The sequence below is a fragment of the Gracilibacillus sp. D59 genome, from assembly GCF_052246695.1.
Lineage (GTDB): Bacteria > Bacillota > Bacilli > Bacillales > Amphibacillaceae > Gracilibacillus.
The window spans coordinates 35,464-48,498 of record NZ_JBQQCK010000016.1 but is presented as its reverse complement, the minus strand read 5'-3'; the positions used below and the strand labels follow the sequence as shown (position 1 = coordinate 48,498).

At 40.0% G+C, this 13,035-nt stretch carries 22 protein-coding genes; all 22 read left to right on the top strand.

Annotated features, from left to right (window positions below):
- Positions 1 to 7 precede the first annotated feature (7 nt).
- A complete protein-coding gene (fusA, locus tag ACTWP4_RS20300) occupies positions 8 to 2,086 on the top strand; it encodes an elongation factor G (RefSeq protein WP_443130611.1) in 2,079 nt (692 codons plus the stop codon).
- 118 nt (positions 2,087 to 2,204) lie between these two features.
- Positions 2,205 to 3,395 carry an elongation factor Tu gene (tuf, locus tag ACTWP4_RS20295; protein ID WP_443130610.1) on the top strand — a complete coding sequence of 397 codons (1,191 nt, stop codon included), beginning with the start codon at positions 2,205 to 2,207 and terminating at the stop codon, positions 3,393 to 3,395.
- Positions 3,396 to 4,316: 921 nt separating this feature from the next.
- Positions 4,317 to 4,625, top strand: a complete 309-nt coding sequence (rpsJ, locus tag ACTWP4_RS20290; protein ID WP_443130609.1) for a 30S ribosomal protein S10 — start codon at positions 4,317 to 4,319, stop codon at positions 4,623 to 4,625.
- A gap of 31 nt (positions 4,626 to 4,656) precedes the next feature.
- Positions 4,657 to 5,286 carry a 50S ribosomal protein L3 gene (rplC, locus tag ACTWP4_RS20285; RefSeq protein WP_443130608.1) on the top strand — a complete coding sequence of 210 codons (630 nt, stop codon included), beginning with the start codon at positions 4,657 to 4,659 and terminating at the stop codon, positions 5,284 to 5,286.
- Positions 5,287 to 5,311: 25 nt separating this feature from the next.
- A complete protein-coding gene (gene rplD, locus ACTWP4_RS20280; protein WP_443130607.1) occupies positions 5,312 to 5,935 on the top strand; it encodes a 50S ribosomal protein L4 in 624 nt (207 codons plus the stop codon).
- Positions 5,935 to 6,225, top strand: a complete 291-nt coding sequence (gene rplW / locus ACTWP4_RS20275) for a 50S ribosomal protein L23 (protein ID WP_443130606.1) — start codon at positions 5,935 to 5,937, stop codon at positions 6,223 to 6,225. The genes rplD and rplW overlap by 1 nt, the downstream gene beginning before the upstream one ends.
- Positions 6,226 to 6,251: 26 nt before the next feature.
- Positions 6,252 to 7,082 (top strand): 50S ribosomal protein L2, encoded by an 831-nt coding sequence (gene rplB / locus ACTWP4_RS20270; protein WP_443130605.1) that lies wholly within the window; start codon positions 6,252 to 6,254, stop codon positions 7,080 to 7,082.
- A gap of 57 nt (positions 7,083 to 7,139) precedes the next feature.
- Positions 7,140 to 7,418 carry a 30S ribosomal protein S19 gene (rpsS, locus tag ACTWP4_RS20265; RefSeq protein WP_443130604.1) on the top strand — a complete coding sequence of 93 codons (279 nt, stop codon included), beginning with the start codon at positions 7,140 to 7,142 and terminating at the stop codon, positions 7,416 to 7,418.
- Between the two features lie 19 nt (positions 7,419 to 7,437).
- Positions 7,438 to 7,779, top strand: coding sequence for a 50S ribosomal protein L22 (gene rplV / locus ACTWP4_RS20260; protein ID WP_443130603.1), 342 nt, complete (start codon positions 7,438 to 7,440; stop codon positions 7,777 to 7,779).
- A 3-nt stretch (positions 7,780 to 7,782) separates the two neighbouring features.
- Positions 7,783 to 8,424, top strand: a complete 642-nt coding sequence (gene rpsC / locus ACTWP4_RS20255; protein ID WP_100362618.1) for a 30S ribosomal protein S3 — start codon at positions 7,783 to 7,785, stop codon at positions 8,422 to 8,424.
- Positions 8,425 to 8,442: 18 nt separating this feature from the next.
- Complete coding sequence (gene rplP, locus ACTWP4_RS20250) at positions 8,443 to 8,877, top strand: 50S ribosomal protein L16 (protein ID WP_443130602.1); 435 nt, start codon at positions 8,443 to 8,445, stop codon at positions 8,875 to 8,877.
- Positions 8,867 to 9,067: a 50S ribosomal protein L29 gene (rpmC, locus tag ACTWP4_RS20245; RefSeq protein ID WP_018934219.1), complete on the top strand. Its 201-nt coding sequence runs from the start codon at positions 8,867 to 8,869 to the stop codon at positions 9,065 to 9,067. The genes rplP and rpmC overlap by 11 nt, the downstream gene beginning before the upstream one ends.
- Before the next feature lie 22 nt (positions 9,068 to 9,089).
- Complete coding sequence (gene rpsQ, locus ACTWP4_RS20240) at positions 9,090 to 9,353, top strand: 30S ribosomal protein S17 (RefSeq protein WP_443130601.1); 264 nt, start codon at positions 9,090 to 9,092, stop codon at positions 9,351 to 9,353.
- 43 nt (positions 9,354 to 9,396) lie between these two features.
- Positions 9,397 to 9,765, top strand: a complete 369-nt coding sequence (gene rplN / locus ACTWP4_RS20235) for a 50S ribosomal protein L14 (RefSeq protein WP_018934221.1) — start codon at positions 9,397 to 9,399, stop codon at positions 9,763 to 9,765.
- 39 nt (positions 9,766 to 9,804) lie between these two features.
- Entirely contained in the window at positions 9,805 to 10,116 is a 312-nt protein-coding gene (gene rplX / locus ACTWP4_RS20230; RefSeq protein ID WP_443130600.1) for a 50S ribosomal protein L24, read from the top strand.
- A gap of 27 nt (positions 10,117 to 10,143) precedes the next feature.
- Positions 10,144 to 10,683: a 50S ribosomal protein L5 gene (gene rplE / locus ACTWP4_RS20225; RefSeq protein ID WP_443130599.1), complete on the top strand. Its 540-nt coding sequence runs from the start codon at positions 10,144 to 10,146 to the stop codon at positions 10,681 to 10,683.
- A 29-nt stretch (positions 10,684 to 10,712) separates the two neighbouring features.
- The gene (rpsN, locus tag ACTWP4_RS20220; protein ID WP_018934224.1) at positions 10,713 to 10,898 is read left to right on the top strand and encodes a 30S ribosomal protein S14; all 186 of its coding nucleotides are present in this window, start codon (positions 10,713 to 10,715) and stop codon (positions 10,896 to 10,898) included.
- A 30-nt stretch (positions 10,899 to 10,928) separates the two neighbouring features.
- Entirely contained in the window at positions 10,929 to 11,327 is a 399-nt protein-coding gene (rpsH, locus tag ACTWP4_RS20215) for a 30S ribosomal protein S8 (protein WP_443130598.1), read from the top strand.
- 31 nt (positions 11,328 to 11,358) lie between these two features.
- Complete coding sequence (rplF, locus tag ACTWP4_RS20210) at positions 11,359 to 11,895, top strand: 50S ribosomal protein L6 (RefSeq protein WP_443130597.1); 537 nt, start codon at positions 11,359 to 11,361, stop codon at positions 11,893 to 11,895.
- Positions 11,896 to 11,927: 32 nt separating this feature from the next.
- Positions 11,928 to 12,290 (top strand): 50S ribosomal protein L18, encoded by a 363-nt coding sequence (gene rplR / locus ACTWP4_RS20205; protein WP_443130596.1) that lies wholly within the window; start codon positions 11,928 to 11,930, stop codon positions 12,288 to 12,290.
- A gap of 18 nt (positions 12,291 to 12,308) precedes the next feature.
- Entirely contained in the window at positions 12,309 to 12,815 is a 507-nt protein-coding gene (rpsE, locus tag ACTWP4_RS20200; RefSeq protein ID WP_018934228.1) for a 30S ribosomal protein S5, read from the top strand.
- 13 nt (positions 12,816 to 12,828) lie between these two features.
- Positions 12,829 to 13,011 (top strand): 50S ribosomal protein L30, encoded by a 183-nt coding sequence (gene rpmD / locus ACTWP4_RS20195; protein WP_100362610.1) that lies wholly within the window; start codon positions 12,829 to 12,831, stop codon positions 13,009 to 13,011.
- The last annotated feature ends 24 nt before the right edge of the window (positions 13,012 to 13,035 follow it).

The following is a 13,035-nucleotide window of genomic DNA, read 5'->3' as shown; positions in this document are numbered from 1 at the left end:
AAGATTCATGCCTAGAGAGTTCTCCTTGGAGAAAACACGTAATATCGGTATCATGGCACACATCGATGCTGGTAAAACAACTGCAACAGAACGTATCTTGTTTTATACGGGACGTATCCACAAAATTGGGGAAACACATGAAGGTGCTTCTCAAATGGACTGGATGGAGCAGGAACAAGAACGTGGTATTACCATCACTTCTGCAGCAACAACTGCTCAGTGGAAAGGTCACCGCATCAACATCATCGATACACCTGGACACGTAGACTTCACAGTGGAAGTTGAACGTTCATTACGTGTACTTGATGGTGCAGTAGCTGTTCTAGATGCACAGTCTGGTGTAGAACCACAAACAGAAACAGTGTGGCGCCAAGCAACAACATATGGTGTACCACGTATCGTTTTTGTAAACAAAATGGATAAAGTCGGTGCAGATTTCCTTTATTCAGTAGGAACATTGGGAGATCGCTTGGGAGCAAATGCTCACCCGGTACAACTTCCAATCGGTGCTGAAGATGAATTTGAAGGAATCATTGATCTTATCTCAATGGAAGCTTACTACTACCTTGATGATCTAGGTACTCGTGCAGAAGCGAAGCCTATTCCTGATGAGTACAAAGAGCAAGCTGAAGAATATCGTACAAATCTAGTTGAAGCAGTTGCTGAATTAGATGAAGATCTAATGGAACGATACTTAGAAGGTGAAGAGTTCTCTAACGATGAGTTAAGAAGTGCTATCCGTAAAGCAACTTTAAGTGTTGAGTTCTACCCGGTATTCTGTGGATCTGCCTTCAAAAACAAAGGTGTACAACTACTAATTGATGGTGTAGTAGATTACCTACCATCACCATTAGATATTCCTCCAATTGAAGGTCATGTACCTCAAACAGAAGAGGAAGTAGTTCGTAAAGCAGACGATAAAGAACCATTCTCTGCTTTAGCATTTAAAGTAGCAACAGACCCATTTGTTGGTAAACTTACATTCTTCCGTGTATACTCTGGTTCATTGAAATCAGGTTCATACGTGAAAAACTCTACGAAAGATAAACGTGAGCGTGTAGGACGTATCCTACAAATGCACGCAAACTCTCGTGAGGAAATTGATGAAGTTTACGCTGGGGATATTGCGGGAGCTGTTGGTTTGAAAGATACTAGTACTGGTGACACATTATGTGATGAGAAAAGTCTAGTAATCCTAGAATCAATGGAATTCCCTGAACCAGTTATCTCTGTAGCAATCGAGCCTAAATCAAAAGCTGATCAAGATAAAATGGCTATTGCGTTAGGTAAGCTTGCAGAGGAAGACCCTACTTTCAGAACAGAGACAAACCAAGAGACTGGTCAAACGATCATCTCTGGTATGGGTGAGTTACACCTTGATATCATCGTGGATCGTCTAAAGCGTGAGTTTAAAGTAGAAGCTAACGTTGGTGCTCCACAAGTATCTTACCGTGAAACATTCCGTGGCTCTGCGGAAGTAGAAGGTAAATTCGTTCGCCAATCTGGTGGTCGTGGTCAATATGGTCACGTTTGGGTTAAATTTGAACCTAACGAAGAAGGTGCAGGATTTGAATTCGTAAATAAAATCGTTGGTGGTGTAGTACCACGTGAATACATCCCTTCCGTTGAAGCTGGTATTAAAGAATCATTGGAAAATGGTGTAGTAGCGGGATATCCACTAATTGATGTAAAAGCGACACTTTATGATGGAAGCTACCATGATGTTGACTCTAACGAAACAGCATTTAAAGTAGCAGCATCTATGGCGCTTAAAGCAGCGAAAAACAAATGTAACCCAGTAATCCTTGAACCTATGATGAAGGTTGAAGTTGTTATCCCAGAAGAATATATGGGTGACATTATGGGTGATGTAACTTCCCGTCGTGGACGTGTAGAAGGAATGGAAGCACGTGGACCTGCTCAAGTAGTTAAAGCATTTGTTCCACTTGCAGAAATGTTTGGTTATGCAACTGCACTTCGTTCTAATACACAGGGTCGTGGTACTTATACAATGCACTTCGATCACTACGAAGAAGTTCCTAAGAGCATCTCAGAAGAAATTATTAAGAAAAATGCTGGTGAATAATTGATTTTTTTCTTAATCTAAAGTATAACTTGTATTATAGGCTTAGATAACAAATTTCTAAGCCATGATACATGAAAATATAAAAAAACTTTTTACTTACTTAAAGGAGGAAATATACATGGCTAAAGAAAAATTTGACCGTTCCAAAGACCACGTTAATATTGGTACAATTGGACACGTTGACCATGGTAAAACAACTTTAACTGCAGCAATTACAAACGTTCTTTTCAACAAATATGGTAGCGGGGAAGCTCGTGCATACGACCAAATCGATGGTGCTCCAGAAGAGAAAGAACGTGGAATCACAATCTCAACAGCACACGTTGAGTATGAAACAGACAACCGTCACTATGCGCACGTTGACTGCCCAGGTCACGCTGACTATGTTAAAAACATGATCACTGGTGCTGCACAAATGGACGGCGCTATCCTTGTAGTATCTGCTGCTGATGGTCCAATGCCACAAACTCGTGAGCACATCTTACTTTCTCGTCAAGTAGGTGTACCAGCGATCGTTGTATTCTTAAACAAATGTGATATGGTAGATGACGAAGAACTTCTAGAACTAGTTGAAATGGAAGTACGTGATCTATTAAGTGAATATGACTTCCCTGGTGATGATGTACCAGTAATCAAAGGTTCTGCACTTCAAGCACTTGAAGGTGAAGAGCAATACGTTAACGCTATCCTTGAACTTATGGAAGCAGTTGACGATTATATTCCTCGTCCAGACCGTGATACTGAAAAACCATTCATGATGCCAGTTGAGGACGTATTCTCAATCACTGGTCGTGGTACTGTTGCAACAGGACGTGTAGAGCGTGGTGTTGTAAAAGTAGGTGACGATATCGAAATCATCGGTCTTGCTGAAGAACCATCTAAAACAACAATCACTGGTGTGGAAATGTTCCGTAAGCTTCTTGACTATGCAGAAGCTGGGGATAACATTGGTGCATTACTTCGTGGTGTTGCACGTGAAGACATCAACCGTGGTCAAGTACTAGCTAAGCCAGGTACTATCACGCCACATACTAAGTTCCGTGCAGAAGTTTATGTACTATCTAAAGACGAAGGTGGACGTCATACTCCATTCTTCTCAAACTATCGTCCGCAATTCTATTTCCGTACAACTGACGTAACTGGTGTAATCGAGTTACCAGAAGGCGTGGAAATGGTAATGCCTGGTGATAACATTGAAATGACAGTATCTCTTATTTCTCCTATCGCGATCGAGGATGGAACTAAATTCTCAATCCGTGAAGGTGGACGTACAGTAGGTGCAGGTGTCGTAGCAGAAATCATTGAGTAATCAATGACATATAAAAAAGCAGGTAGCCAAGCGCTACCTGCTTTTTAGTTAAAAAGATATTTGAAACCTTACCTCACTCATGTTATACCAAAGTTATTTACTGACCATAGTAAGGATTATGTTCAGTAGACTACTATTTTTCTATGTATTAATATTGTGAGGATAGATTTTTATTACCGCTTCGGTCGATTGCTTCGCTTTCCGTGGGGACAGCCTCAGCTAATTTTAAAAAATAAATGTTATTTATTTTTTAAAATGGATCTTCAGCTCGCCCTGAACGCATGCGGAGTCTACGCAATCGGCCTCCGCTATAAATTGCTATACACAGATTATGACAGTTAATACTTTGAATATTATGCACAATGATTGCACGGAAGTCTTTTATATACACTGATAATTAAATCAATATTCTAATCCTTACACGAAATGTAGAACTTATAATAGTGGAGGCCGCCCGCTTCAACTCCTGCGGGACTGTTTTCTCTGAAGATCCACTTTTCCAAGCGTTTTTTGCTTGGAAAAGTTAGCTGAAGAGAAAACCCCGCGGAAAGGGAAGCGGGCAACCGGAGCGGATTTTAAGCAGAACATACATTTCAAGATTACTACAACGTTAAAGTCTACTGAACATAATCCTTATTATTGGTATAACATGTAGCATTTTATTTGGAAATGTGTGTTGGGTTCTGTTTGAATTATCAGTGTTAAAATGGCTCCGGATTAGATGATTAAAAAAATCTTAAAAAATATGCATAAAATGTTGCATTTGCCTGCTGTTTTCTATATAATAAACAATGTTGGTCATAAAACAGGCGATGATGCGGAAGGTTGTTGGCACACCCGGCCCCTTTGCCATGGCGGGTGCACCAAGGAATTTTCGCGGAGAAAGTCTATTATCTAAATGGGCGTAAAGGAGGGAAAATAATGGCAAAAGAAAAAATCAGAATTCGTTTAAAAGCGTATGATCACCGTATTTTAGATCAATCTGCAGATAAAATTGTAGATACTGCAAAAAGATCTGGTGCAGGAGTTTCAGGTCCGATTCCGTTACCAACGGAAAAATCGGTATACACAGTCTTACGTGCGACTCACAAATATAAAGATGCTCGTGAGCAATTCGAAATGCGCACACATAAACGTCTAATTGATATTGTAAGTCCGACACCAAAAACGGTTGATGCATTAATGCGTCTTGATTTACCGTCAGGTGTAGATATTGAAATTAAACTATAATATAAATTTAACAATCTAGGAGGTGTAACGGATGACGAAAGGAATCTTAGGTCGCAAAATCGGCATGACTCAGCTATTCTCAGAAGAAGGCGAATTAATCCCTGTAACTGTAATTGAAGCTGAACCAAACGTTGTGCTGCAAAAGCGAACAGAAGAAAATGATGGCTATGAAGCAATCCAAATTGGTTTTGCCGATGAAAAGAAAAATCGTACTAATAAACCAGAACAAGGACATGCTGAAAAAGCAAATACTACTCCTAAGCGCTTCGTTCGTGAAGTCCGTGACGTAAATCTTGATGAATATGATTTAGGTCAAGAGATAAGCGTAGAGGTTTTTGAAGCGGGAGATAAAATTGATGTAACAGGTACTTCTAAAGGGAAAGGTTTCCAAGGTGCTATCAAGCGTCACAACCAATCCCGTGGACCAATGTCACACGGTTCTCACTATCATAGAAGCCCTGGTGCGATGGGTGTAATTGACCCAATGCGCGTATTTAAAGGTAAAAACCTACCAGGACAAATGGGTGGAGAGCAAATTACAATCCAAAACTTAGAAGTAGTAAAAGTTGACGCAGAGCGTAACCTTCTATTAATCAAAGGTAACGTTCCAGGTGCAAAAAAATCATTCGTGAAAGTTACGAGTGCAATAAAGGCTAACTAATTATTAATCGAAGGGAGGATATGTCATGCCTAAAGTAGCACTATATAATCAAAGTGGATCACAAGTTGGTGATGTAGAAATCAACGATGCGGTATTCGGAATCGAGCCAAACGAACATGTACTACACGACGCTGTTTTGATGCAACGCGCATCTTTACGCCAAGGTACACATGCGGTGAAAAACCGTTCTGACGTTCGTGGTGGTGGACGTAAACCATGGCGCCAAAAAGGAACAGGCCGTGCACGTCAAGGTTCAATTCGCTCACCACAATGGGTAGGTGGTGGAACAGTATTCGGACCTACTCCAAGAAGCTATAGCTACAAACTACCTAAGAAAGTTCGTAGATTAGCGCTTAAATCTGCTCTTTCTTCTAAGGTAAAAGAAGATAGCTTGGTAGTATTAGAAGGAATCGCTATCGAAACACCAAAAACAAAAGAAGTTGTTTCTATGCTTTCCTCATTAAATGTAGATGCAAAAGCATTGATCGTTACAGCAGACAAAGACGATGTATTAGCAAAATCAGCTAATAATCTTCAAAACGTAAAAGTATTAACAGTAAGCGAAGTGAATGTATTAGACTTGCTTACGCATGACAAGCTGATCTTAACGAAAGAAGCAGCTGAAAAAGTAGGGGAGGTGCTTGCATAATGGCAGATGCACGTGATATTATTAAGCGCCCTATCATTACAGAACACTCTGCAGATTTAATGGCAGAAAAGAAATACACTTTTGAAGTGAGTAAAGAAGCGAACAAAACTCAAATCAAAGATGCGATAGAAGAGATCTTTGCTGTGAAAGTTGAGAATGTAAATACATTGAACAAAAAAGGTAAGTTCAAGCGTATGGGACGTTATGGCGGATACCGCTCTAACCGTAAGAAAGCAATTGTTCAGTTATCTGAAGACAGTAAAGAATTAGATTTCTTTGAAACGTTATAATTTGAATAAAAAAGGAGGGAAAACAGATGGCGATTAAAAAGTATAAACCAACTTCCAATGGTCGTAGAGGTATGTCAGTATCTGATTTTGCAGAAATCACTACTAATGAACCGGAAAAAACACTACTTGCACCATTGAGCAAACGTGGTGGACGTAATAATCAAGGTAAATTAACAGTTCGTCATCAAGGCGGTGGACACAAGCGTAAGTATCGTATTATCGATTTCAAACGTGACAAAGATGGAATACCAGGCAAAGTTGCTACAATCGAATACGATCCAAACCGTTCTGCAAACATCGCACTAATCCATTATGCAGATGGAGAAAAACGTTATATCATTGCACCAAAAGGTATTCAAGTAGGTCAAGAAATCGTATCTGGTTCAGACGCAGATATTAAACTAGGTAATGCATTACCACTTGGAGATATCCCAGTAGGTACAATCATTCATAACATCGAATTAAAACCAGGTCGTGGAGCACAATTAGCAAGATCCGCAGGTGCTCAAGCACAAATCCTAGGTCGTGAAGGTAAATACGTATTAGTACGTTTGGCTTCAGGTGAAGTACGCTTAGTCTTAGCGACTTGTCGTGCAACAATCGGTCAAGTAGGTAACTTAGAGCACGAATTAATCAGCGTAGGTAAAGCTGGACGTTCTCGTTGGCAAGGCAAGCGCCCAACAGTTCGTGGTTCTGTAATGAACCCTAACGATCACCCACACGGTGGTGGTGAAGGACGTGCGCCAATCGGACGTAAATCACCAATGTCACCTTGGGGCAAACCAACACTTGGTTACAAAACACGTCAGCGTAACAAGCAATCTGATAAATTTATTGTACGTAAACGCAAAAAATAACGGGGTTGAACGACGGGCATTAATACCCGTCCGACAATCGCGAAGGGAGGCTTATCCATGGGTCGTAGCTTAAAAAAAGGACCTTTCGCAGATGACCATTTATTAAAAAAGATCGACAAATTGAACGAAGATAATAAAAAGACAGTGGTGAAGACTTGGTCTCGTCGCTCTACTATTTTCCCAAGCTTTGTTGGTCATACGATTGCGGTATATGATGGTCGCAAGCATGTGCCAGTATACGTAACAGAAGATATGGTTGGACACAAATTAGGTGAATTCGCTCCATCTCGCACGTATAGAGGGCATGCTGGAGACGACAGAAAAACAAAACGTTAATTGAGAGGAGGTACTCCTAATGCAAGCAAAAGCTGTTGCAAAATCAGTTCGTATTGCTCCTCGTAAAGTCCGCCTAGTGATCGATTTAATCCGTGGCAAAGAGGCAGGAGAAGCAATTGCGATTTTAAAACATACACAACGCGGTGCTTCACCAGTTGTGGAGAAGTTAATAAACTCTGCGATCGCAAATGCAGAGCACAATTATGAAATGAACCCTGATAACTTAGTAGTGTCAGAAGCGTTTGTAAACGAAGGTGTTACTTTGAAACGTTTCCGTCCACGTGCACAAGGTCGTGCAACACAAATTAATAAACGAACTAGCCACATCACAGTGGTTCTATCTGAGAAGAAGGAGGGATAATCTATGGGTCAAAAAGTAAATCCAACTGGTCTTCGTGTCGGAGTTATCCGTGATTGGGAATCAAAATGGTACGCAGGTAAAGATTATGCGGATCTTTTACATGAAGATATTAGAATTCGTGAATATATCGAAGAACGTTTGAAAGATGGAGCTGTATCTAAAGTTGAAATCGAAAGAGCAGCTAATCGTGTGAATATTTCTATTTCTACAGCTAAACCAGGTATGGTAATTGGTAAAGGTGGTTCTGAAGTAGAAGCACTACGTAAATCACTTAACCAACTAACTGGTAAGAGAGTACACATCAACATTGTTGAAGTGAAAAAAGCTGATTTAGATGCTAAATTAGTAGCTGAAAACATTGCTCGTCAATTAGAAAACCGTGTATCATTCCGTCGTGCACAAAAACAAACGATCCAACGCGCAATGCGTGCAGGTGCGAAAGGTATTCGTACACAAGTATCAGGTCGTCTTGGCGGTGCAGATATGGCAAGAGCGGAAAGCTATAGCGAAGGAACTGTTCCACTTCATACTTTGCGTGCAGATATCGATTATGGAACTGCAGAAGCAGACACAACTTACGGTAAACTAGGTGTTAAAGTATGGATTTATCGTGGAGAAGTCCTTCCAACTAAAAACAATAAATAAGGAAGGGGGCAAAGCATTATGTTAATGCCAAAACGTGTAAAACATCGTAAGCAACATCGTGGTAATATGAAAGGTAAAGCGAAAGGCGGTACGTCAGTAGCATTCGGTGAATACGGCCTACAGGCTGTTGATTCCGCTTGGATTACTAGCCGTCAAATCGAAGCAGCTCGTATAGCGATGACTCGTTATATGAAGCGTGGTGGTAAAGTTTGGATTAAAATTTTCCCAGATAAACCTTATACAGCTAAGCCTCTAGAGGTTCGTATGGGTTCTGGTAAAGGTGCTCCTGAAGGATGGGTAGCAGTTGTTAAACCTGGTAAGATAATGTTTGAGATTGCGGGTGTATCAGAAGAGGTAGCGCGTGAAGCACTTCGTCTTGCATCTCATAAATTGCCAATCAAAACGAAATTCGTAAAACGAGAAGAAATTGGTGGTGAAATCAATGAAGGCTAATGAAATTAGAGAACTAACCACTGCCGAAATTGAACAAAAGATCAAGTCATTAAAAGAAGAGCTTTTCAATTTGCGTTTCCAACTTGCAACTGGTCAATTGGAAAACACAGCACGTCTACGTGAAGTACGCAAATCAATCGCACGTATGAAGACTGTTGTTCGCGAAAGAGAGCTAAGCGTAAATAACTGATAATAAAGGAGGTTAGCCTCAGATGAGTGAGCGTAATAATCGTAAGGTCTATACCGGACGTGTCGTATCTGACAAGATGGATAAGACTATCACTGTAGTAGTTGAGACGTATAAATTTCACAATTTATATGGCAAACGTGTTAGATACTCTAAAAAATTCAAAGCACATGATGAAAACAATCAAGCAAAAATCGGCGATGTTGTTCGAATCATGGAAACTAAACCACAATCTAAAACAAAACGTTTCCGTCTAGTTGAAGTTGTGGAAGAAGCAGTAATTATTTAATTAAAGTTCGCTCGGATAAGTTCCGAAGGGAGGGTACACGAATATGATCCAACAAGAATCTCGTTTAAAAGTAGCAGATAACTCTGGTGCTCGTGAGGTACAAGCGATTAAAGTACTAGGTGGTTCTGGTCGCAAAACAGCGAATATTGGTGATGTAATTGTTTGCTCGGTGAAACAAGCAACACCTGGAGGCGTTGTTAAAAAAGGTGAAGTAGTAAAAGCAGTAATCGTACGTTCTAAGAGCGGAGTAAGACGTAAAGACGGTTCTTATATTCGATTTGATGAAAATGCAGCTGTCATCGTTCGTGATGACCAAAGTCCAAGAGGTACTCGTATTTTTGGACCAGTTGCACGTGAATTGCGTGATGCGAAATTCATGAAAATCGTATCTCTAGCTCCAGAAGTATTATAAGCACGTTACGGAAAAACCGTGTAAGGAGGTGCGGATAGCATGCATGTCAAAAAAGGTGATAAAGTACAAATAATCTCAGGTAAAGATAAAGGAAAGCAGGGTTCAGTTTTAGCTGCATTTCCGAAAAAAGATCGTGTGCTTGTAGAAGGTGTTAATGTTGTAAAAAAACACGCTAAACCTTCTCAAGAAAACCCACAAGGTGGTATCTTGAATCAAGAAGCAGCGATTCATGTATCAAATGTAATGCCATTAGATCCTAAGTCTGGCGAACCAACTCGCGTTGGGTATGAAGTACGTGATGGAAAGAAAGTTCGAATCGCTAAAAAATCTGGTGAATCTTTAGATAAATAGTCTTAGCGGTGAAAGGAGGTTTACGTGATGAACACTTTAAAGGAAAAATACAATGATGAAATTGTTTCTTCATTAGTTGAGAAATTTAATTATGATTCTGTAATGGAAGTACCTAAGGTCGAAAAAATTGTTGTGAACATGGGTGTGGGTGATGCAGTACAGAACTCTAAAGCACTTGATGCTGCAGTAGAGGAATTGTCTCAAATCACTGGTCAAAAACCTGTAATAACAAAAGCAAAAAAATCAATCGCTGGCTTCCGCTTACGTGAAGGAATGCCAATCGGTGCGAAAGTAACATTACGCGGTGAGCGTATGTATGACTTCCTTCAAAAGCTTATTGATGTATCACTACCACGTGTACGTGACTTCCGTGGTATCTCTAATAAAGCATTTGATGGCCGTGGTAACTACACTTTAGGTGTAAAAGAGCAATTAATTTTCCCAGAAATTAATTATGACCAAGTAAACAAAGTGAGAGGGATGGACGTTGTTATCGTAACAACAGCTAATTCTGACGAAGAAGCTGCGGAACTCTTAACACAACTTGGCATGCCTTTCCAAAAATAAGCGAAAAGCTAAAATAAGGAGGGAAAAGAGTGGCTAAAAAATCAATGATCGCAAAGCAACAACGCAAAGCGAAATTCAAAGTGCAAGAATACACTAGATGTGAACGTTGTGGACGACCACATTCTGTAATCCGCAAATTCAAGCTTTGCCGTATTTGTTTCCGTGAACTTGCGTATAAAGGTCAAATTCCTGGTGTTAAAAAAGCAAGCTGGTAAATCCCCGAATAGGGAAGGAGGTAATGAGAAATGGTTATGACAGATCCAATTGCAGATATGCTTACTCGTATTCGTAACGCTAACATGGTACGCCATGAAAAATTGGAGTTCCCAGCGTCGAATCTAAAGAAAGAAGTTGCAGATATTTTAAAGCGTGAAGGTTTTATCCGTGACTATGAATATGTAGAAGATAACAAACAAGGAATCCTTCGTATCTTTTTGAAGTATGGTACAAACGAAGAGCGTGTAATCACAGGTTTAAAACGAATCAGTAAACCAGGTTTACGTGTTTATGCAAAAGCAGATGAGCTTCCTAAAGTATTAAATGGTTTAGGTATTGCGATCGTTTCTACTTCAAAAGGGGTATTATCTGATAAAGAAGCACGTGCACAAGCAATCGGTGGCGAAGTGCTAGCATATATTTGGTAAGATATTCTTAGAAGACAGGAGGTGTAGTAGCATGTCTCGTATAGGTTTAAAATTACTAGAAATTCCACAAGGTGTGGAAATCAAAGTAGATGGAAATGACATTACTGTTAAAGGACCAAAAGGTGAATTAAGCCGTTCTTTCCACAGTGAAATGAAAGTAAATATTGAGGATAATGTACTAACTGTTGAGCGTCCAAGTGACTCTAAACAGCACAAAGCATTACATGGTACAACTAGAAGCCTAATCGGTAATATGGTTGAAGGTGTCCATAAAGGTTTCGAAAGAGGTCTTGAGATCCAAGGTGTAGGTTACCGTGCACAAAAACAAGGAAACAAACTTGTTGTTAATGCTGGTTATTCTCACCCTGTAGAAGTAGAACCAATTGACGGAATTGAAATTGAAGTTCCATCTAATACAAAAGTAGTTGTAAAAGGTATCGACAAAGAACTAGTTGGTGCTGTTGCAGCAAACATCCGCGCTATTCGCCCACCTGAGCCATATAAAGGTAAAGGTATCCGTTATGAAGGTGAATATGTACGTCGTAAAGAAGGTAAGACTGCTAAGTAAGGATAGGTAACAAGCAGAAAGGAGTGACCTAGATGATCACAAAGCCTGATAAAAATAGTGTACGTAAAAAAAGACATCAGCGTGTCCGTAAGAACCTATTCGGAACACAGGAGCGCCCACGTCTTAACGTATTTCGTTCAAATAAACACATCTACGCACAACTAATCGATGACGTGAACAACGTAACTTTAGTTAGTGCATCTACAGTAGATAAGGATTTAAACTTAGAAGCAACTGGAAATGTAGAGTCTGCAAAGCAAGTTGGCGAGCTTATTGCTAAACGTGCTGTCGATAAAGGATTTACAAATGTTGTTTTTGATCGTGGTGGATATTTATATCATGGTCGAGTTAAATCTCTAGCAGATGCTGCTCGTGAAGCAGGTCTTGAATTTTAATCAAAAAAGGAGGGACATATGTTGCGTACTAACATCGACCCAAACAAATTAGATTTAGAAGAACGCGTTGTAACAATTAACCGTGTAGCAAAAGTAGTAAAAGGTGGACGTCGTTTTCGCTTTGCTGCATTGGTCGTAGTCGGAGATAAAAATGGTCATGTCGGATTTGGTACAGGTAAAGCTCAAGAGGTACCAGATGCTATTAAAAAAGCAATTGATGATGCAAAGAAAAACTTAGTCAATGTACCGATCGTTGGTACTACAATTCCACACGAAATTCACGGACAATTCGGAGCTGGTAACATCTTAATGAAACCTGCTGTTGAAGGTACCGGAGTTATCGCTGGTGGACCCGTACGTGCCGTATTAGAACTTGCAGGTGTAGGAGATATCTTATCTAAATCATTAGGTTCTAACACACCAATCAACATGGTTCGTGCAACAATCAATGGACTTAGCGAATTAAAACGTGCTGAAGAAGTAGCAAAACTTCGTGGCAAGTCTGTAGAAGAATTGTTAGGATAAGGAGGGAAAACAAATGTCTAATCAATTAGAAATTACCCTCAAGCGCAGTGTCATCGGTAGATCAGAAGTACAAAAAGCTACTGTTCAAACACTAGGTCTTAAAAAGATTCATCAATCAGTAGTCCGTGAAGATACTCCTGTCGTGCGAGGCATGATTAACAAAGTATCACATTTAGTTGACGTGAAAGAAGTTTAATAAAATTAGTTTTAAGAGGAGGTG

What these genes read in the sequence shown, in the direction of transcription:
- rpsQ (WP_443130601.1), top strand. Translation starts at nt 9,090, where the DNA reads ATGAGTGAGCGTAATAATCGTAAGGTCTATACCGGACGTGTCGTATCT.
- tuf (WP_443130610.1), top strand. Translation starts at nt 2,205, where the DNA reads ATGGCTAAAGAAAAATTTGACCGTTCCAAAGACCACGTTAATATTGGT.
- rpmD (WP_100362610.1), top strand. Translation starts at nt 12,829, where the DNA reads ATGTCTAATCAATTAGAAATTACCCTCAAGCGCAGTGTCATCGGTAGA.
- rplB (WP_443130605.1), top strand. Translation starts at nt 6,252, where the DNA reads ATGGCGATTAAAAAGTATAAACCAACTTCCAATGGTCGTAGAGGTATG.
- rpsE (WP_018934228.1), top strand. Translation starts at nt 12,309, where the DNA reads ATGTTGCGTACTAACATCGACCCAAACAAATTAGATTTAGAAGAACGC.
- rpsS (WP_443130604.1), top strand. Translation starts at nt 7,140, where the DNA reads ATGGGTCGTAGCTTAAAAAAAGGACCTTTCGCAGATGACCATTTATTA.
- rplC (WP_443130608.1), top strand. Translation starts at nt 4,657, where the DNA reads ATGACGAAAGGAATCTTAGGTCGCAAAATCGGCATGACTCAGCTATTC.
- rpsC (WP_100362618.1), top strand. Translation starts at nt 7,783, where the DNA reads ATGGGTCAAAAAGTAAATCCAACTGGTCTTCGTGTCGGAGTTATCCGT.
- rplV (WP_443130603.1), top strand. Translation starts at nt 7,438, where the DNA reads ATGCAAGCAAAAGCTGTTGCAAAATCAGTTCGTATTGCTCCTCGTAAA.
- rplD (WP_443130607.1), top strand. Translation starts at nt 5,312, where the DNA reads ATGCCTAAAGTAGCACTATATAATCAAAGTGGATCACAAGTTGGTGAT.
- fusA (WP_443130611.1), top strand. Translation starts at nt 8, where the DNA reads ATGCCTAGAGAGTTCTCCTTGGAGAAAACACGTAATATCGGTATCATG.
- rplF (WP_443130597.1), top strand. Translation starts at nt 11,359, where the DNA reads ATGTCTCGTATAGGTTTAAAATTACTAGAAATTCCACAAGGTGTGGAA.
- rplP (WP_443130602.1), top strand. Translation starts at nt 8,443, where the DNA reads ATGTTAATGCCAAAACGTGTAAAACATCGTAAGCAACATCGTGGTAAT.
- rpsH (WP_443130598.1), top strand. Translation starts at nt 10,929, where the DNA reads ATGGTTATGACAGATCCAATTGCAGATATGCTTACTCGTATTCGTAAC.
- rplX (WP_443130600.1), top strand. Translation starts at nt 9,805, where the DNA reads ATGCATGTCAAAAAAGGTGATAAAGTACAAATAATCTCAGGTAAAGAT.
- rplW (WP_443130606.1), top strand. Translation starts at nt 5,935, where the DNA reads ATGGCAGATGCACGTGATATTATTAAGCGCCCTATCATTACAGAACAC.
- rpsJ (WP_443130609.1), top strand. Translation starts at nt 4,317, where the DNA reads ATGGCAAAAGAAAAAATCAGAATTCGTTTAAAAGCGTATGATCACCGT.
- rpmC (WP_018934219.1), top strand. Translation starts at nt 8,867, where the DNA reads ATGAAGGCTAATGAAATTAGAGAACTAACCACTGCCGAAATTGAACAA.
- rplE (WP_443130599.1), top strand. Translation starts at nt 10,144, where the DNA reads ATGAACACTTTAAAGGAAAAATACAATGATGAAATTGTTTCTTCATTA.
- rplN (WP_018934221.1), top strand. Translation starts at nt 9,397, where the DNA reads ATGATCCAACAAGAATCTCGTTTAAAAGTAGCAGATAACTCTGGTGCT.
- rplR (WP_443130596.1), top strand. Translation starts at nt 11,928, where the DNA reads ATGATCACAAAGCCTGATAAAAATAGTGTACGTAAAAAAAGACATCAG.